Here is an 18915-nt window from a genome sequence, read left to right as displayed (position 1 = left end):
CCCGAGCGCGTGAGGGCACGGGTGAACTGTGTGCCGCTTGACCTGAAGCGTCAGGGAAACCTTAGCCCCCGGTGACGGGCGGAAAGAAGGCGATTTCGCTGTCCTCGCGCACGACAAACGTGTCGGCGACCATCTCGTGGTTGACGGCTGTACGGAGCGACCGATCCGCGCGCAGTGCCTCGGCCATGCGCTCGTCTCTAGAGGCAAGCCGGACCCGCAGACAGTCAACGGGGAGTTCGGACACGTCGAGGTGCACGATCTCCTGCGCGATGCCGAGTTGTTCACGAACGCTGGCGAAATACCGGATGGTGAGTTTCATTGCTCTGTTCCTGTTGCCGGAAGCGATGTGGGTGGCTGGCACATCAACCCCACCGCAGCATCGACTGTTCGTCACGCGCCCTGGCCTCGATCCATCTGACGGCGCCATCGCGGCGGATTTCCTTCTTCCAGAGCGGTGCATGCGCCTTCAGAAAGTCCATCAGGAATTCGCACGCGTCAACCGCCTACCAACGACATGCGCACGGTGGGATAGACTTTTCCCGATCCCGGCTTGCGCGGCGTCGCGCGAAGCTCGGAGTAGCGGTCGTCGCGCTGGGTCCAACGGCTGCGGACGGCCAGCGCCAGTTGCTCGACTGAGACGGCATCGGTAAGCCAGGGCCTGAGATCGGTGCCATCGGTGGCAAACAGGCATGAATAAAGCTGGCCGTCGGCCGATACGCGGGCCCGTGAACACGACTCGCAGAAAGGTTGCGATACGCTCGCAATGAATCCGACTTCGCCTGTGCCGTCAGCATGGCGATAGTTGACGGCGGTGCCAGTATGTTCATCAACGACGACGGGAACTAAAGGAAACGCCGCTTCGACGATATCGCGCGTCTCGCGAGCCGTGACCACCTTCGTACTGGACCAGCCTCCCGCGCCGCCAACGTCCATATATTCGATGAAGCGCACCGTGACGCCAGTGCCCTTGAAGAGCCGCACGAGCGGCAGGATCTGGCTGTCGTTGACGCCTCGTTCGATCACAGCGTTGACCTTGATCGGCTCGAGTCCCACGGCACACGCCGTCTCGATCCCGCCCAAAATCCGCGACACAGACATGTCCACATCGCTCATCCGGCGGAACACCGCATCGTCCACGGCATCGAGGCTCACCGTCACGCGGCCAAGGCCGGCGTCGCGCAACGAACGCGCTTTCGCGGCGAGCAACGACCCGTTCGTGGTCAGCGCGAGCTCCATCGGTTTGCCGCTTGCGGTGGTCAGTTTTGCGAGCTGTTCGATCAGGGATTCGAGCCCACGCCGCAGGAGCGGTTCGCCGCCGGTGATGCGTATTTTCTCCACCCCGAGCAGAGCGAATGCTTTCGCAAGCTTGAGCATCTGTTCGAACGACAGCCGTTGGGCAGATGGCAGGAACGGATAGTCTGCGCCGAAGGTGTCCCGCGGCATGCAGTACGTACAGCGGAAATTGCATTGATCGATGACCGACAAACGTAGATCCCGCAATGGCCGATCGAGCTTGTCGAGCGTAGACGTGGCAGCGCCGGCGGATAAGCCATGGCGGGATACCGTATCGGCAAGTATGGGCGGGGCGATGAGGTTCACGATCTATCCGGAAGTGGGCGGCATGCCGCGGAATACACAGCGATGGTCCTTGAATGACCTGCTGCCAGAATAGTGCGTCGGCCCTGGGTCTGGAACGCACAGTCTGTGCGGAATTCGAGGAGTACAGTCAGGTCAGCTGGTACTGGCGCACCGGTACGACCTCGTCGGGAAGTTCACAGCCACACAGCTCGAGAATCGACCGTTCGATGTTACGGCTCATGGCGTCAAGCGCCAGTGCATTCGGTGCGACAGTGAACGGATCGGCGACTTCGCTGGCAATCGCTTCGAGCGCAATGAGCGTATACGAAATGAAAACGCACAGAAGCGGCGTGAAGAATTCCGTCGAATCGACCAGACCGAACGGCAGCAACACGCAATAGGCGTAGACGGTACGGTGAAGCAACACACTGTAGGCAAACGGAATGGGCGTGGATGCGATCCGCTCGCATCCTCCGACGGTCTTTCCCAACTCGTTGATCTGAGCGTCGAACATCCAGAGCCTGGTATCGGATACCGAGGCCCCGCCCTGCCGATCGGCGAAGTCGCGACGAAGCTCATTGAGAAGCGCCGTCGGCTTGTAGCAGGTGTGCTGCAACACTTCGGTTCGCGCGCGCCCGAGCAGACGCAGCAGATCCGGAGTCGGGTCGGTCCCGCGCAATTGATGCTTCAGCGCGTACACACAGGCAATCAGCGTATGGGCAGTCTGAATGCGCTCAGCGTCCGCCGGCGCGTAACACAGCATCTGCGAAGTCAGCGCGCGCGCAGAGATCAGGATGTTGCCCCAAAGATGACGTGCCTCATTGAAGCGCTCGTAGCTTGCGTTATTGCGGAACGCAAGGAAGATCGCCAGTGCAAGGCCGAATAGTGTGAAGGGCGCCGTATTCAGCGGGATCTTCTCGCCGAAGATGCGTCCTTGCGTCAGGACAGCGAGACTGCTGACCGCCCCCATAAAAATCAGTTGGGGAATAATCGACTGCAACACGGAACCGTTCCAGACAAACAGCAGCCGGAACCAGTTTTGCCCTGGCCTCACAATCATAATTTGCTCTAGTAATGATCTGCTTGCGCTGTCACCCTCAGTGGTAACCGGCGTCCCCTTCCCGCACCTTGCCGCGGAACACGCGATACTGCATGAAGTTGTAGACAAGGATGATCGGCAGCACGATCACGGTGCCGACCAGTGTGAACAACTGGCTCGAGTGACTCGACGAGGCCTCCCAGATCGTCAGCGACGGCGGCACGATGTTCGGCCAGATGCTGATGAGCAAGCCGCTGTAGCCGAGAAAGCACAGCGCCAGCGTAAGAAGAAAAGGCGTCGCCTCATGCTTTAGTCGCAGCGAACGGAACACGCCCCATACACAGGCGACGACAAGGACCGGCACCGGCAGAAACCAGCCGAGATTGCCGCTGCCGAACCAGCGAAACGCCACCGCCGGCAAGCCGACCACGGTCCACAGACTGACAATCGCCATCACCCCGAGCAGAACGCCTACGAGCGGCCGCATCACCTCGCGCATCTTGCGCTGCAATTCGCCATCCGTCTTCAGGATCAGCCAGCCGCAGCCGAGCGTCGCATAGGTCGCGAGTACGCCAATGCCGCAGAACAGACTGAACGGCGACAGCCAGTCGAACGGGGCGCCGGCGAAGCGGCCATCGACGATCTTGATGCCTTGCAGCAGCGAGCCCAGCACGATGCCCTGGCAAAGCCCCGCGAGCACGGAACCGCCCATGAAGGCAAGATCCCAGGCGTGCTGGGTGCGGGTGGCCTTGCCACGCAGTTCGAAAGCCGCCCCACGGAAGATCAGGCCCACCACCATCAGGATCAGCGGCAGATAGTTCGCGGGCAGCAACGTCGAATAGACCACCGGAAATGCCCCATAGAGCCCGGCGCCGCCTAGTACGAGGAAGGTCTCGTTGCCGTCCCAGACCGGCGCGATGGTATTGAGCATCACTTGCCGGTCGCCTTTTCCCTCGAAGAACGGAAACAGCAGGCCGATGCCGAGATCGAATCCGTCCAGCATCACGTAGATGAAAACGCCGAGTCCGATGATCGCGGCCCACACAACAGGGAGATCGATTTGCATGGCGGTTACTCCCCTTCTAGCGCGTCGAGCGGGCGATTACGCAGCACCGGATGCCGGCGCGACTTGCTGCGCTCGATATGCTCCTCGGGTCCACGCTTCATCATTTTCATCATGTAGTAGAACCCCATGCCGAACACCAGGAAGTACACCAGTACAAAGATCAGCAGTGACACGCCGGCTTGCTGCGAGCCGATCGGCGAGACGGAGTCCACAGTACGAAAGACACCGTAGACCGTCCACGGCTGGCGGCCGACCTCCGTCGTGATCCACCCGGCCAATAGCGCGACGATGCCGGAAGGTCCCATGCACAGCACGAACACCTGGTACCAGCGCGTCTCGTAGAGGCGGCCGCGCAGTCTGAGCAGCAAGCCGAGCAGCGCCGTCAACAACATCAACATGCCGAGCCCCGCCATGATCCGGAAGGTCCAGAACACGATTGGCGAATACGGTCGGTCCTGCGGCGGAAATTCCTTCAGCCCGCGTATCTCCCCGTCCCAGCTATGGGTCAGGATCAGGCTGCCCAGATGCGGTATCTGGATCGCGTAGCGCGTCACTTCCGCATTCATGTCGGGCAGCCCAACCAGATTGAGCGCCGTGCCGCCTTTCTCGGTTTCCCACAGTCCTTCGATCGCCGCAATCTTGGCCGGCTGATATTCGCGTGTGTTGAGGCCGTGCGCGTCGCCCACCACGCTCTGGATCGGCGTCAGCAGAAGCAGGATCCACAGCGCCATCGAAAAACTACGCATGACCGGTTTGTCGCGCCGGCCCTGCAGCAGATGCCACGCCCCGCAAGCGGCGACGATGAAGCCCGCGACGATGAACGCGGCGATGGTCATATGCGCGAGACGAAACGGAAACGACGGGTTGAAAATCACCTTCATCCAGTCGACCGGGACGATACGGCCATTTTCGATGGCATACCCTTGCGGCGTCTGCATGAAGCTGTTCGACGCGAGAATCCAGAACGTGGAAATGAGCGTGCCCACCGCCACCATGAGCGTGGCAAAGAAGTGCCCGCGAGGACTGACTCGATTCCAGCCGAATAGCATGACGCCGAGAAAGCCCGCCTCGAGAAAGAACGCGGTCAGCACCTCATAGGTCAACAGAGGCCCCGTGATATTGCCGGCAAAGCTGGAAAAACCACTCCAGTTGGTGCCGAATTCATAGGCCATCACCACACCCGAGACCACGCCCATGCCGAAGCCGACCGCGAAGATCTTCGACCAGAACAGAAACATGTCCTTATAGGCCACGTCGCCGGTCAGCAACCAGCGCCATTCGAGCACGGCGAGGAAACTGGCCATGCCGATGCTGATCGCCGGAAAAATAATATGAAACGAGACCGTGAACGCGAACTGCAACCTGGCAAGGTGGAATGCGTCGAAGATTTCCATGTCAGGCTTCCGCTGCACGCACAACGTGAACGGGAACCGACTTGTACGACGGCGTGCCGCTTTCCTTGTCGATAAAGTCGAGCGGCACCAGTACATTGGCCTCCGGATAGTAGGCCGCCACCGAACCAGGCGCGATGTTGTAAGCGATGGCGGTGATCTTCTTCAGGCGAAGTTGCCTGCCCGGCAGGACTGTTTCAATGTCGACCAGATCGCCATGTTCGAGTCCGCGTTCGGCGAGATCGTCTTCGTTCATGAACAGCACATCGCGCCGGCCGAATACGCCCCGGTAACGATCGTCCATCGCATAGATCGTGGTGTTGTACTGGTCGTGGCTGCGGATCGTGATGAGACGCAGCACATTTTCGGCGCCGAGCACGTCCGCGTCTTCCCTCACTCCGCCGTACACCGAGAACATCGCCTTGCCCGACGGTGTGGGCCAGACGCGTTCGGTGGGTGGCAGCGGCATGCGAAATCCTCCCGGCGTTCTGATGCGTGCATTGAATGCCTCGAATCCCGGCACGGTTTGCTCGATGAGATCGCGGATCTTGTCGTAGTCGGCCACCAGGTCGTTCCACGGCACCTTGCTGCCCGGCAAGGTTGCCGTGGCGATGCCGGCGATGATCGCTGGTTCGGACTTCAGGTGTTCGGACGCAGGCGTGAGCTTGCCCGCCGAAGCGTGGACCATCGACATGGAATCCTCGACCGTAATTGATTGCCGGCCGCTCGCTTGAATATCCAGTTCGGTGCGTCCTATCACAGGCAGCACGTAGGTTTCCTTGGCTACCAGCAGATGCGACCGATTGAGCTTGGTGCCGAGGTGGACGCTCAGATCGAGCTTGCCCATGGCGGCAAACGACTGCTCGGAATCGGGCAAAGCAACCGCGAAATTCCCGCCCAGGCAAATCAGGGCCTTGGCCGTGCCGGCGATCATCGCCTGCATCGCCTGGACGGCATCGTGCCCGTGCGCCTGCGGCGGCTTGAAGCCGAGTACATCTTCGATCTGTTTGAGGAAGGCGGCGGAGGGCTTTTCCGTGATGCCGACCGTGCGGTTGCCCTGCACGTTCGAATGCCCGCGCAAAGGACAGATGCCTGCGCCGGGTTTGCCGATATTGCCGCGCAACAACAACAGGTCGGCGATCAGCCGGACATTGGCGGTCCCTTTGTTATGCTGGGTAATGCCCATTCCGTACGTGACAATCGTCGCATTCGATTTTGCATAGGCAATGGCCACCTCATCGAGATCTTCACGCGTAAGTCCGCTGGCCTTTTCGATATCGTCCCATGACGTCGCTTCCAGATCGGCAGCGAACGCCTCGAACCCCTGGGTATGCGTCGCGATAAATTCGTGGTCAAGGACGGTGTTGCCCTGCTCCGCGTCCATCTGCAGAAGCGATTTCATGATGCCCTTGAGGGCCGCCGCGTCTCCGCCGGCGTCGACCTGAAAATAGGTCGACGCGATCCGGGTCGATCCGAAGGTCGCCATCTCGATCACGCTTTGCGGATCGGCGAAGCGTTCAAGCGCCCGCTCGCGCAGCGGATTGAACACAATGATCGGAACGTTGCGCCGCGAGCATTCGTGGAGTGTGCCCATCATCCGCGGGTGATTGGTGCCGGGATTGTGGCCGATCGAGAGGATCAGTTCGGTCTTGTCGAAGTCGTCGAGCGACACCGTGCCTTTGCCGATTCCGATCGACTGCGGCAAGCCCACGCTGGTCGGCTCGTGGCACATGTTCGAGCAGTCCGGGAAATTGTTGGTGCCATATTCCCGGGCGAGCAACTGAAACAGGTAGGCCGCCTCGTTCGACGCCCTGCCTGAGGTATAGAACTCGGCCTCGTCCGGCGAGGACAAGCCGCGCAGCACTTCCCCGATGCGAGCGAATGCGTCTTCCCATTCGACCGCCCGGAACTTGTCCGTGACGCGGTCATAGACGAGCGGATGCGTCAGCCGCCCGAGACCCTCCAGTTCGAAATCCGAGCGCTGCAACAGCGACGAGACCGTGTTGTTCTCGAAGAACTCCGGCGTCACCCGCTTGGTGGTCGCTTCCCACGTGACCGCCTTGGCGCCGTTTTCGCAGAACTGGAAGGTCGACTTGTGTTCCTTGTCCGGCCACGCGCAACCCGGGCAATCGAAGCCGTCGGGTTGATTGGTCCGCATCAGGATGATCGGCGCCTCGATGCTTTCCATCTGCGTGCGGACAGCCTGAGCGGTGGCCCGCAGCGCCCCCCAACCTCCGGCTGGTGCGTCATAGGGACGGATTCCCGGAACTTCGCGTCGCGTGGTCATATGAAACTCCATGAACTGCCCCAGGAGGTCTTGAGGCGGTCTTGCTGTGGATTACGCCGTATCGCAGCGTAAGGCTTGGATATGGTTTGAGTCTAGTTGGATCGATGCGTGACGAAAGGTACAGATCGAGCCGCAGCGGGCCAGCACAGTACGAGTACAGCGACACCACCACCGGTTTCGAGCGGCTGGGAGGCCGTACACCGTCGACGCTGACGCTGACGCGGCGGTTCCTCCCAGCCCGCTGCGCACTTCAGTGCTTCGTGTGAGCACTTGCAGCCGATTCTGGACTGCTGGGCTTTTTAGACGGCTTTTTCTTCGCACGTCCACTACCGCCATCCGCACCCGCCGCACCATTGGCGCTCTTCTCGTCCTTCGCTTTGGAAGCAGGGGGAGTCGCCTCGCGCTTGCTGAACTTCACTTCGTCGCTTGCCTTGTCGTAACTGACCTCAACACTGTCGCCCGACTGCAGGCGGTTGCCGAGAATCTCCTTGGCGAGCCGGGTTTCCAGCTCCTGGCGAATCTGGCGCTTCAGTTCGCGCGCGCCGAACTCGGGCCGATAGCCAGCCTCGGCGAGATGATCGACCAGCGACGGGTCCATCTTGAGCGTAATGTCCTGCGCCGCGGCGGTGCGCTCGACCCGTTCGAGCTGGATTTGCACGATTGCGCGGATATTGTTGCGAGACAACCCATGGAAGACGATGATTTCGTCGATCCGGTTCAGGAACTCCGGACGGAAGTGGCCCTTGAGCACGCCCATCAACTCCTCGCGCATGGCCTTTTCAGCCAGGCGATCTTTCTCGGGTTTCTCGAGGTTATCCATAATGATCGAGGCGCCGAGATTGCTCGTGGCAATGATGATGGTGTTGCTGAAGTCCACGACCCGGCCCTTGCCGTCGGTCAGGCGTCCATCGTCGAAGACCTGCAGCAGCACATTGCTCACGTCCGGATGAGCCTTCTCGATCTCATCGAGCAGGATCACGCAGTACGGACGCCGCCGAACGCGCTCAGTGAGCTGGCCACCCTCGTCATAACCGACATAACCTGGAGGCGCGCCGATCAAGCGCGCCACCGCGTGACGCTCCATATACTCGGACATATCGATGCGGATCACCGCCTGTTCGTCGCCGAAGACCGTTTCTGCCAGCGCCTTCGCGAGTTCGGTCTTGCCGACTCCGGTGGGCCCGAGGAACAGGAAGGTGGCAATCGGCCGGTTCGCCTGACCGAGGCCCGCACGCGACAAGCGCACGGCGTCGCTCACCGCAAGCACCGCGTCGTCCTGGCCGACCACCCGCTCGCGGAGCTTCTCCTCCATATCCATCAGCTTCTGGCGCTCTACCTGTGTCAGCTCCGTGACGGGAATGCCAGTGAGACGCGAGACCACTTCGGCGATGGCCGCCACCGTCACTTCGAGCGTTTCCGAGCCGGTCTTGCGCTGCCACGCCTCCATCTGCTCGTCGAGTTTCGCCTGCTTCTCGCCAATGCGTTCCTCGAACTTTTTCGCCTCATCGAAGCGTTTGCGCGACGAGGCATAATCCTGCTCGCGCTTGAGCTGGGCGATTTCGGCTTCGAGTTCCTGAATGTCCGCAGGACGCGAAGTCGCACCAATGCGCACCCTTGCCGCAGCCTGGTCGATCAGGTCGATAGCTTTGTCGGGCAAAAAGCGTGAGGTAATGTAACGGTCCGACATTTCAGCGGCGGCAACAAACGCGTCGTCGGCAAAGGTCACCTGGTGATGCGCTTCGAGCTTGTCGCGCAGGCCGCGCAGGATGACGATGGTCTGCTCGACCGTCGGCTCCGGCACCAACACCGGCTGGAAACGCCGCTCGAGCGCGGCGTCCTTCTCGACGTACTTCTGATATTCGTTGAGCGTCGTGGCGCCGATCAGGCTGAGCTCGCCGCGCGCCAGCGCAGGTTTGAGCACGTTGGCGATATCGAGGCCACCCTCTCCTCCGCCTTGCCCAGCGCCCACGATCGTATGCAGTTCATCGATAAACAGAACCAGTTCGTCCTGCTTCGCCGTGACTTCGTCGATCAGTTGCTTGGCGCGCTCCTCGAATTCGCCGCGATACTTCGCGCCCGCTACCATCGAATTGATGTTGACCTCGACGAGCCGCTTGCCGCGCAGATTTTCCGGGACGTCGTCGTTGACGATGCGCTGTGCCAGGCCCTCGACGATCGCGGTCTTGCCGACGCCGGGTTCGCCGATCAGCACCGGATTGTTCTTCTTGCGCCGCGCGAGCACCTCGATCGTGCTCTCGATTTCCTGCGCCCGTCCCAGTACCGGGTCGAGCTTGCCCTGCCGCGCCATGGCCGTGAGGTCACGCCCGAACTTGTCGAGCGTGGGTGTGCCCGTCGGCGTGTCGACGCGCCCGTCCTCGGCGCCTTTGCCGACGACTTTCACGACCTTCTGCCGCAACGCTTCCGGCGTCACGCCGTACTTCTTCAGCAATGCGCCGGCGATGCTGTCCGGCACGGCCGAAAGCCCGATCAGCAGATGCTCCGGGCCGACGTATGAATGCCCCAGATCGCGCGACGCCTGGAACGCGTACTGGAACGCTTTTTTCATGCGCGGCGAGATGGTCATCTTGTCGATCGGCGCGTCGGGATTGGCGTTGCCCTTTTGCGCATGCTGGTCGATATAGCCTTTGATGTCCTGCGGCGAGAGCTTCAGTTCCTTGAGCAGCGCGGCACACACATCGGCGTCCGCCAGCACGTAAAGCAGGTGTTCGGTATCGAGTTCGGTGCGTTGCAGCTCATGGGCTTTCTCCGCGGCGCGCTGCAGCAATTCGAGTGTCTGCTCGCTGAAAGCATCGGTGGCGTCGACCGACTCGCGCGGCACCTCGGCGGCATATCCCGCATCGTGGTCGTCTTCGTCACCGGCGCCGCCAAGACCGCCGAACAAGCGCGACAGCCCACCCCCGCCAAGCAGCGAGTCGAACGGGTTGACCATGCTCTGATGACGCATCAGTTGCCGATAGTCGTAGTCGCAGATCGACATGGATTTCCGCTCGCCATTCTGCACAACGGTCACACGGGCGACAGCGGGACGGGCATTACAGATTTCGCAAAGGGCGGGCATTGTAGAGTCACCTTTATCAGTTAAAGCATCTGGCTTCGTTAAAGGTTTGGGGACGCGTTCATGTGAATTGCGCAGGCTCGCAGAGACGGATTGCCGTGTTGGTACGGTCCTCGGTGCTGCACCGCATTTGTCGCGCGGGATTTCCGTCCCTGTCCGTTTTCGGCGAGCGATGTCCGAAAGACACGGGTCGATGCGATCTGGATTTGTGCATCGGGCAGCTTATGGTCGGCGCTCGAGCGCCGGCGTGCCTATGATTAGCAGAACGAAGGCTAAATCCGCCCTTGAATTTTATGAATTAATCGCCGCCAAGGGAACATCGGTTTTTCCGATGATAGGCATTGGACGACCAGCCCGACGCTATCATGGTGCGCGAGACTTCATTGCGACTTCGATGGAGACGGGTCCATCCGAACGAGGTGGCCTCCCAGCTGTAGCTCCACGGGGTGGCCGATGCAGCGCACTCGGCCCCCGCCACTGTTTACTTGCCGGCCTCGCGGCGCCCCTGCTCCTCAACGGTGTAGATAGCCTCCGGCATGGCCTCGAGCCGGGCCTTCGGTATCGGGTCGCCACTTTCGTCCGACCGGCCGTAGGTGCCTTCGTCGATCTTCTGCAGCGCGCGCTGGATATCTGCAATGCGCAGGTCGTTCACGTTGCGCAGCGACTGGTTGATCTCATCCTGTGCCATGCCTTGCGCGTCGTCTTCGAACTCCTCGGCCTCGTCGCCATGCTCCTCCTGCGAGGTCCGCTCGTCTGCGATGGTATTTTCCTCGCCGCCCAGCAGTTCGCGGCGCAGCGCCTCGAGGCGCGTGCGCTGCTGCGCGATGAACGCCTCACTCAAGCCTCCCTGTTGGTCCGACATGGTTCCCTCCCTTACCTTGATGCGCTCCATTCGCTCCAGTCGGCCTTGCGCCAACGACTAGGCACCCAGTTCCTGAAATGCATGGCCATTGGCCTCGAGTTCCTTCAGGAGTCCCGGTGCCAGCTCGCTCTCCCACTCATGCCCCTCGAACTGCCAGTCGCTTTGGTCGGCGAGATCGGGCAGGCCCGCATCCTTACGGACATATAGCCCGAGTGTTGGCTTCTTCAGGTTAATGTAGAAATCGAATTCCTGCATTTCCAGCACCTCATGCAAGGAGTGATATCGGGCCTCGCGGGTTCCTCATACGAGTGCGAGGCTTCGCGCCAAACGGACGGATCAGCAATGTCCATGCCTAATTTCCTTGTGCCGCCATGCTGAAATTACGGCATGATGGCTCACGGTGAGACACATGCACGCCGGATCATGAACGGATTTCAGCCACCAACGTTAGAGGAGCGCACGATGCCAGCAAGCACGGTTTCTTACGGCGGCTTTGAGATCGTCGTGTGCTCCGAGACCAACGCGCTCGGTGCCTGGGTTGCACATGTCAGCCTGAAAAACAGCGAGGGAAAGGTCATCGACCTTCGTCCCATGACCGTTCAGCCCGAATGGCTGACTGAAGCAGAAGCAGTTAGAGACGCGGTCGAATGGGGCCAACGGTTTATCGATCGTGAGTTCAACACGCCACAGTCGCACTCCTGGGTAGCGGAACGGGCCCGTACAGAAGTCTGGTTCCGTGACGTGGAAGAAAAATCGCAAGGGCCCGACATCAACGGTTGAATCCCGCTGCCGGTCAGTGCCGCCGCAGATGCGCCTCGATTTCGCTGGTGTTGAGCGCCGACAGATCCTCGCTGATTTGCTCGAATATCAAGCGACGCGTGTCCTCGCTCAGATCCGCACGCACCATGCCGAGAAACTTGGGCTCGATAGCGAGCCTCAATCGATTGTAGTTTTGATGAAGCCGCCCCTTCTCGATGTATTCGCCAACGCGCTTGGCAAACTTCTCGCGGTCCTTCTCGGTTAGAACCGTTCCGGTGTATTCGTCGTTGACGAGATCTTCGACCTCCTTCAAGTCGAGCGTGAGTCCAGGCATCTGGAACACGCGCGCGCGACCTCCGTCAGCCACAACAAGCCACGTCACTTCGACCATCATGCACCTCCAGGCGGGGACTTTTTCAGTGCGCGCGGCGCTCGCTGCGACAGTTGCATCATTCGACTGTCGACTGTACCAAGGCCTCTATTCAAGATAGCAGTTCGGGCAGGAGACGCCCAAGGTCAACCGGCCGATTCACAGTATCGGTACCACGAAAGGATCAAGAGGGATGGGTGCGGACGTTGTTGCGCGCAGCAAACGCACAAAAAAAAGGCGTCACGTAACCGTGACGCCTTAAAAAGTTCTAGCCATTCCGAGGGCCGTGCTAGAACCTGAGAGAGGGGATTCGAAAGTGTCGCCTGATGGGGCCGCACGTGTGATCTGTGCCGCTAGCGCCTTACTGGCCCGGGCTTGACAGCATGCCGGGCTGGGCTCAGGCCACCGTGAAAACTCACACGCAAGCCTTTCTTTCGAAATGAGATTCCATTTTTTACGGTTATGCTGACTAAGTCAAGCAAAATCTAAAGGACCGATGCTCTGTTGGCCAGCCCCTTCTACTACAATGAATTGTCATATGAAATGGGGCCAGCATGCGTCATTATGGTGCAAGTTCGGCACTGCCGCCCCGGGTTCGGCGTAACAGCACGGACGCATAAATTGAAATGAAGTTCCATAAAAATGAGATGAACCACGAATCCACCCCTCCACGCAGTAGCGAACCCGTCAGGGAAAAAGACGGCTCCGGTGACGAAGTCACGGCGCTGGCGCGCGGCCTGACCGTGCTGCGCTGCATCGCCGCAGCGGATGCGCCGCTCAGCAATCGTGAGCTGACCGAACTCACCGGCATTCCGAAGCCGACGGTCTCGCGCATCACCGCCAAGCTCGTCAGCGCAGGCTTCCTGTTCCGGCTGCCGGACAGCGAACGGTTCGTGCTCACCTCTTCGGTCCTGGAATTGAGCAACGGCTTTCTGCGCAACTTCGACATTCGCTCACGCTCACGGCCGTTCCTGATCGAGCTCGCCGAGCGCACCTCGCTGTCGGTGCATCTGGCCGTGCGCGACCGCCTCGACATGGTGGTCATCGACGCCATCAAGCCGCGCTCGGCCGTCCTCGTGTCGCGGCTCGACGTCGGCTCGCGGATGAATCTGAGCCGCACAGCCGTCGGCCGTGCCTATCTGGCCGTGCTCGCGGAACCCGAACGGCAAAAGCTGCTGCTCGGACTGCAGGCTGCCGAGGGCGACGACTGGGGGCACATCAGCAACCGGCTCGAGAACGCGCTGCACGAAACCACCGCACAAGGTTTCGCGATCGCGACCGGCGAATGGCACGACGGCCTGAATGCGATCGCGGCGGGCTTCATCGGCCCCTCGGGCGAACGCTACGCGGTCAATTGCGGCGGCTCCGCGCACCAGTGCCCTCGCGACTGGCTGATCACGCGTGCGGCGCCCCTGCTGCTCGAGTGCATCTCCAGGATCGCGCTCGAAATCGGCGGCACGCCGGGCCGGCGGCTCGACAACTAAGCGCGGGTGATATCTTCCGCACGCCACTTGCCGCAAACCACGCGCAGGGCCCGCGGCAAGCGCACGGCGCATGCCGTGCGCCTTGGCTGTAACAGGCGTAATCAACCGAAAAATACACCACTGGACGGTAGCGAAGCCGGCGACGTACGATCATGCTTTCGCGCAGCTTGCTGTGTCTGACTACCCCCTTGACTTGCACCGCTTGCTCGCACCGTACAGGCAAGGCGGCGCGAGCAAGGCGAGCAGGAACTGGCCAGCCACGCAGCCTGCCCGACTGTTGTACAACCGCTTGCCATTAAGTTCTTTTTCCCGCGTCCCGTGTCGCCTCGCGCTGAACATCTGCGCTCGGTACGCTGTCGAAGCAGCCGGCACCCGGTGCCGGCGCGGCGCATTCGCGTCGACCGGCATCGCGCACGTCTCTCCCAATTCCACGCCAGCCACCTGATCGAATCGATGGACGAACAACAACAGCAGTCGGAAACTACACGCCCACCCGCCCCGGCTCCGGTCCCGGCACGTCAGCCGTCCAGCGGGACCCCGCAGATGAGAAGCGGTGGCAAAAAGCATCGGGGACGCACGATCGGCCTGATCGTCGCCGCGCTCGTGGTGGCGGGGATCGTGGTGTGGCGCTGGCACCCGTGGGGCAGCCCCGCGGATGGCGCCAGCGCGCAAACCTCGGGCGGCGCACGGCATGGCCGCGGCGGCGCGTCCGCGTTCGCCAACCAGCCGCAGCCGGTTCATGTGGCCACCGCCACGCAAGGCGACATGCCGGTCGTGCTGACGGCGCTGGGCACCGTCACGCCGCTCGCTACCGTCACCGTGCAGACCCAGTTGAGCGGCACGCTGCAGACGGTCGCGTTCCAGGAAGGCCAGATGGTCAAGAAGGGCGACCTGCTCGCGCAGATCGACCCGCGCCCGTATCAGATCTCGCTCGAAAACGCCGAAGGCGCCCTCGCGCGCGACAAGGCGCTGCTGGCGACCGCGCGCCTGGACCTGAAGCGTTATCAGACCCTACTCGCCCAGGATTCGATCGCCAGCCAACAGGTCGACACGCAGGCCTCGCTGGTCCAGCAATACGAGGGCACGGTCAAGTCGGACCAGGCCAACATCGACACCTACAAGCTCGACCTGATCTACGCGCGCATCACCGCGCCGGTCGCCGGCCGCGTGGGTCTGCGCCAGGTCGATCCGGGCAACTACGTGACGCCCAACCTGACCAACGGCATCGTCGTGATTACGCAATTGCAGCCCATCAGCGTGATCTTCACGACCTCCGAAGACAATCTGCCGCAGATCATGAAGCAGGTACAAACGGGCGCGAAGCTCTCGGTCACCGCCTACGACCGCAGCAATACCACTTCGCTGGCCGGCGGCACGCTCGAAACGCTCGACAACCAGATCGACACCACCACCGGCACGCTCAAGCTGCGCGCCATGTTCAACAATGAGGACAACCTGCTGTTCCCGAATCAGTTCGTCAACGCGCGGCTGCTGGTGGATACGATTCACGACGCGGTGATCGTGCCGACCTCGGCGGTGCTGAACGGTTCGATGGGCCAGTTTGTATATGTCGTGAAGCCCGACAGCACGGTGACGGTGCGGCCCGTCAAGATCGGTCCGGTGGACGGCGAGCGCACCAGCATCGCCTCCGGCCTGCAGGCAGGCGAGCGGGTCGTGATCGACGGCTCCGACCGCCTGAAGGAAGGCGCGAAGATCACCATTCCGGCCGAGAATCCGGGCGGCGCTTCAGGTGCCTCCGGCGCACACGGTGGGCACGGCGCATCGGCCCCATCGGGCGCGTCCGGCGCACGCATGCGCCATCACAAACACCCGGCGCAAGCTTCGGAATAAAGGCTGACTGAACCCGCATGAATCCATCCCGCGCTTTTATTCTGCGCCCGGTCGGCACCGCCCTGCTGATGGCGGCGATCATGCTGGTCGGGCTCGTCGCGCTGCGCTTCCTGCCGCTCTCGGCATTGCCCGAAGTCGACTACCCGACCATCCAGGTGCAGACCTTCTATCCGGGCGCGAGCCCGGATGTGATGACCTCGTCCGTCACCGCACCGCTCGAGCGGCAGTTCGGCCAGATGCCGTCGTTGAACCAGATGTCGTCGCAAAGCTCGGCCGGCTCCTCGATCATCACGCTGCAATTCAGCCTCGACCTGCCGCTCGATATCGCCGAGCAGGAAGTGCAGGCGGCCATCAACGCGGCGGGCAACCTGCTGCCCTCCGACTTGCCGGCCCCGCCGATCTACGCCAAGGTCAATCCGGCCGATGCGCCGATCCTCACGCTCGCGCTCACCTCGAAGACCATGCCCCTGACCCAGGTGCAGGATCTCGCCGATACGCGTCTCGCGCAAAAGATCTCGCAGGTAGCGGGCGTGGGCCTCGTCAGCCTGTCAGGCGGCCAGCGCCCGGCCGTGCGGATTCAGGCCAATCCGCGTGCTCTCGCGGCGTACGGTCTGAATCTGGACGACCTGCGCACCACCATTTCAAACCTGAACGTCAACACGCCGAAGGGTAACTTCGACGGCCCGACGCGCGCCTATACGATCAACGCGAACGACCAGTTGACCGATGCCGACGCCTACAAGAGCGCGGTGATCGCCTACAAGAACGGCCGGCCGGTAATGCTGACGGACGTCGCCAACATTGTGCAGGGCGCGGAAAACACCAAACTCGGCGCCTGGGTCGACTCGACCCCCGCGATCATCCTGAACGTGCAACGCCAGCCGGGAGCGAACGTGATCCAGGTGGTGGACAGCGTCAAGGCGCTGCTGCCGCAACTGCAGCAGTCGCTGCCCGCCTCGCTCGATGTGCGGATCGTCACCGACCGGACCACCACGATCCGCGCCTCGGTGCGCGACGTGCAGTTCGAACTGCTGATGTCGGTGGTGCTGGTGGTGCTGGTGATGTACCTGTTCCTCGCCAACCTCTACGCGACCATCATTCCGAGCCTGTCTGTGCCGCTCTCGCTGATCGGCACGCTGGCCGTGATGTACCTGTGCGGCTTCTCCCTCGACAACCTCTCGCTGATGGCGCTGACCATCGCCACCGGCTTCGTCGTGGACGATGCGATCGTGATGATCGAGAACATTGCACGCTACGTCGAAGAAGGTGAAACGCCGCTCGAAGCGGCGCTCAAAGGCTCGAAACAGATCGGCTTCACCATCATCTCGCTGACGGTGTCGCTGATCGCCGTGCTGATCCCGCTGCTCTTCATGGGCGACGTGGTGGGACGTCTGTTCCACGAGTTCGCGATTACGCTCGCCGTGACCATCGTGATTTCGGCGGTGGTGTCGCTCACGCTGGTGCCGATGATGTGCGCGAAGCTGCTGCGCCACACGCCGCCGAAGGAAGCGCATCGCTTCGAGACCAAGGCGCACGCCTTTATCGACTACATCATCGCCCGTTACGCCGTCGCGCTGACGTGGGTGCTGAACCGCCAGCGCGCCACGCTGTTCGTCGCCGTCCTGACGCTGGTGCTGACCGGCGTGCTGTACGTGTTCATTCCAAAGGGCTTCTTCCCGGTTCAGGACACTGGCGTGATCCAGGCCATCACCCAGGCGCCGCAGTCGGTTTCGTATGCGTCGATGGCGGAGCGGCAGCAGGAGCTAGCCGCGCAGATCCTGAAGAATCCGGATGTGGAGAGCCTGACCTCGTTCATCGGCGTGGACGGCAACAACATCACGCTGAACAGCGGCCGGATGCTGATCAACCTGAAGCCGCGCGACGACCGCAGCAATACCGCGAGCGACGTGATCCGCCAGTTGCAAAAGGATGTCGCCCACATTCCGGGCGCGTCGCTGTACATGCAGCCGGTGCAGGATCTGACGATCGATGCGACCGTCAGCCCGACGCAGTATCAGTTCATGCTGACCGATCCGAACATCACCGAGTTCGCGACCTGGGTGCCCAAGCTGGTCGAGCGTCTGAAGCAGGCGCCGGAACTGGCGGACGTCGCCACCGATCTGCAGGAAAACGGCCAGTCGGTCTATGTGGAGATTGACCGGGCGACCGCATCGCGTTACGGCATCACGCCCGCCACCGTCGATAACGCGCTCTACGACGCGTTCGGCCAGCGCATCGTCTCGACCATCTTCACGCAGTCGAACCAGTACCGCGTAATTCTGGAAGCGCAGCCGCAGGTGCAGCACTACACCGAGTCTCTGAACGCGATCTACCTGCCCTCTTCCACCTCGACGAGCGGCCAGGTGCCCCTGTCGTCGATTGCGAAGTTCATCGAACAGCCCGCGCCTTTGCTCGTCACCCACCTGAGCCAGTTCCCGGCCACCACGGTGTCGTTCAACCTCGCACCGGGATCCTCGCTCGGCGCCGCCGTCAAGGCGATCAATCAGGCGGAGCAGGATATCGGCCTGCCGGCCTCGTTCCAGACCCGCTTCCAGGGCGCGGCGCTGGCGTTTCAGGCGTCGCTCTCGAACGAACTGTTCCTGATCCTCGCCGCGATCGTCACGATGTATATCGTGCTCGGCGTGCTGTACGAGAGCTTCATCCACCCGATCACGATTCTCTCGACGCTGCCCTCGGCGGGCGTGGGCGCGTTGCTCGCGCTCCTGATCACCGGGCACGACCTCGACATCATCGGCATTATCGGCATCGTGCTGTTGATCGGTATCGTGAAGAAGAACGCCATCATGATGATCGACTTCGCGCTCGAAGCCGAACGCGACCAGGGCAAGCCGCCGCGCGAGGCGATTTACCAGGCGTGTCTGCTGCGCTTCCGGCCGATCCTGATGACGACCATGGCGGCGCTGCTCGGCGCCCTGCCGCTGATGCTCGGCACCGGCGCGGGTTCGGAATTGCGCCGCCCGCTCGGCATCGCGATTGCCGGCGGCCTGATCGTGAGCCAGTTGCTGACGCTGTTCACGACGCCAGTGATCTATCTTGCATTCGACTCGCTGGCACGGCGCGTGCGGGCGCGCTTTCATCGTGACGAGCCGGGCCATGGTGTCCCGCCGCCTGCCACCGACGCGGGGAACTAA

General features: G+C 61.9%; 14 protein-coding genes and 1 pseudogene. 4 read left to right on the top strand and 11 right to left on the bottom strand.

All coding sequences use genetic code 11. From position 1 onward, the window contains the following. Nucleotides 1–61: 61 nt before the first annotated feature. The 10 genes and pseudogenes from BLQ92_RS24225 to BLQ92_RS24180 all read right to left on the bottom strand — a co-directional run bounded on the left by BLQ92_RS24225 (nucleotide 62) and on the right by BLQ92_RS24180 (nucleotide 11554). The gene (locus BLQ92_RS24225) at nucleotides 62–319 is read right to left on the bottom strand and encodes a MoaD/ThiS family protein (protein WP_090687312.1); all 258 of its coding nucleotides are present in this window, start codon (nucleotides 317–319) and stop codon (nucleotides 62–64) included. A 43-nt stretch (nucleotides 320–362) separates the two neighbouring features. After that, a pseudogene (locus tag BLQ92_RS24220) lies at nucleotides 363–503 on the bottom strand (molybdenum cofactor biosynthesis protein MoaE); the annotation flags it as partial. Next, on the bottom strand, nucleotides 496–1602 hold the full coding sequence (gene moaA, locus BLQ92_RS24215) for a GTP 3',8-cyclase MoaA (protein ID WP_425194924.1): 1107 nt from the start codon (nucleotides 1600–1602) through the stop codon (nucleotides 496–498). The gene moaA and the pseudogene BLQ92_RS24220, both read right to left, overlap by 8 nt. A 124-nt stretch (nucleotides 1603–1726) precedes the next feature. After that, nucleotides 1727–2638 carry a bestrophin family protein gene (locus tag BLQ92_RS24210; RefSeq protein ID WP_090687307.1) on the bottom strand — a complete coding sequence of 304 codons (912 nt, stop codon included), beginning with the start codon at nucleotides 2636–2638 and terminating at the stop codon, nucleotides 1727–1729. Between the two features lie 37 nt (nucleotides 2639–2675). Continuing rightward, on the bottom strand, nucleotides 2676–3683 hold the full coding sequence (gene cydB, locus BLQ92_RS24205) for a cytochrome d ubiquinol oxidase subunit II (RefSeq protein ID WP_090687305.1): 1008 nt from the start codon (nucleotides 3681–3683) through the stop codon (nucleotides 2676–2678). Nucleotides 3684–3688: 5 nt separating this feature from the next. Then, complete coding sequence (locus tag BLQ92_RS24200; protein WP_090687302.1) at nucleotides 3689–5077, bottom strand: cytochrome ubiquinol oxidase subunit I; 1389 nt, start codon at nucleotides 5075–5077, stop codon at nucleotides 3689–3691. 1 nt (nucleotide 5078) lies between these two features. Then, nucleotides 5079–7361 (bottom strand): FdhF/YdeP family oxidoreductase, encoded by a 2283-nt coding sequence (locus tag BLQ92_RS24195; RefSeq protein WP_090687300.1) that lies wholly within the window; start codon nucleotides 7359–7361, stop codon nucleotides 5079–5081. 250 nt (nucleotides 7362–7611) lie between these two features. Next, complete coding sequence (locus BLQ92_RS24190; RefSeq protein WP_090687298.1) at nucleotides 7612–10440, bottom strand: ATP-dependent Clp protease ATP-binding subunit; 2829 nt, start codon at nucleotides 10438–10440, stop codon at nucleotides 7612–7614. A gap of 478 nt (nucleotides 10441–10918) precedes the next feature. Next, the gene (locus BLQ92_RS24185; RefSeq protein ID WP_090687294.1) at nucleotides 10919–11299 is read right to left on the bottom strand and encodes a TraR/DksA family transcriptional regulator; all 381 of its coding nucleotides are present in this window, start codon (nucleotides 11297–11299) and stop codon (nucleotides 10919–10921) included. 57 nt (nucleotides 11300–11356) lie between these two features. Beyond that, nucleotides 11357–11554, bottom strand: coding sequence for a hypothetical protein (locus BLQ92_RS24180; RefSeq protein WP_090687291.1), 198 nt, complete (start codon nucleotides 11552–11554; stop codon nucleotides 11357–11359). A 207-nt stretch (nucleotides 11555–11761) separates the two neighbouring features. Between BLQ92_RS24180 and BLQ92_RS24175 the strand changes: the two genes are divergently transcribed. Continuing rightward, nucleotides 11762–12079, top strand: coding sequence for a DUF6566 family protein (locus BLQ92_RS24175; RefSeq protein ID WP_090687289.1), 318 nt, complete (start codon nucleotides 11762–11764; stop codon nucleotides 12077–12079). Nucleotides 12080–12092: 13 nt separating this feature from the next. Here BLQ92_RS24175 and BLQ92_RS24170 read toward each other — a convergent pair whose 3' ends face one another. After that, nucleotides 12093–12452: a host attachment protein gene (locus BLQ92_RS24170; protein ID WP_244106209.1), complete on the bottom strand. Its 360-nt coding sequence runs from the start codon at nucleotides 12450–12452 to the stop codon at nucleotides 12093–12095. A gap of 623 nt (nucleotides 12453–13075) precedes the next feature. On the opposite strand from BLQ92_RS24170, the gene BLQ92_RS24165 reads away from it, so the two are divergent. The 3 genes from BLQ92_RS24165 to BLQ92_RS24155 all read left to right on the top strand — a co-directional run bounded on the left by BLQ92_RS24165 (nucleotide 13076) and on the right by BLQ92_RS24155 (nucleotide 18915). Further along, nucleotides 13076–13912, top strand: a complete 837-nt coding sequence (locus tag BLQ92_RS24165; RefSeq protein ID WP_090687828.1) for an IclR family transcriptional regulator — start codon at nucleotides 13076–13078, stop codon at nucleotides 13910–13912. 453 nt (nucleotides 13913–14365) lie between these two features. Next, nucleotides 14366–15763 (top strand): MdtA/MuxA family multidrug efflux RND transporter periplasmic adaptor subunit, encoded by a 1398-nt coding sequence (locus BLQ92_RS24160; protein WP_090687825.1) that lies wholly within the window; start codon nucleotides 14366–14368, stop codon nucleotides 15761–15763. A 17-nt stretch (nucleotides 15764–15780) separates the two neighbouring features. Next, on the top strand, nucleotides 15781–18915 hold the full coding sequence (locus BLQ92_RS24155) for an MdtB/MuxB family multidrug efflux RND transporter permease subunit (protein WP_090687284.1): 3135 nt from the start codon (nucleotides 15781–15783) through the stop codon (nucleotides 18913–18915).

Source organism: Paraburkholderia phenazinium, from assembly GCF_900100735.1.
GTDB lineage: Bacteria > Pseudomonadota > Gammaproteobacteria > Burkholderiales > Burkholderiaceae > Paraburkholderia > Paraburkholderia phenazinia.
The sequence above is the reverse complement of the archived record's forward strand: the minus strand, read 5'-3'. Positions and strand labels throughout refer to the sequence as shown.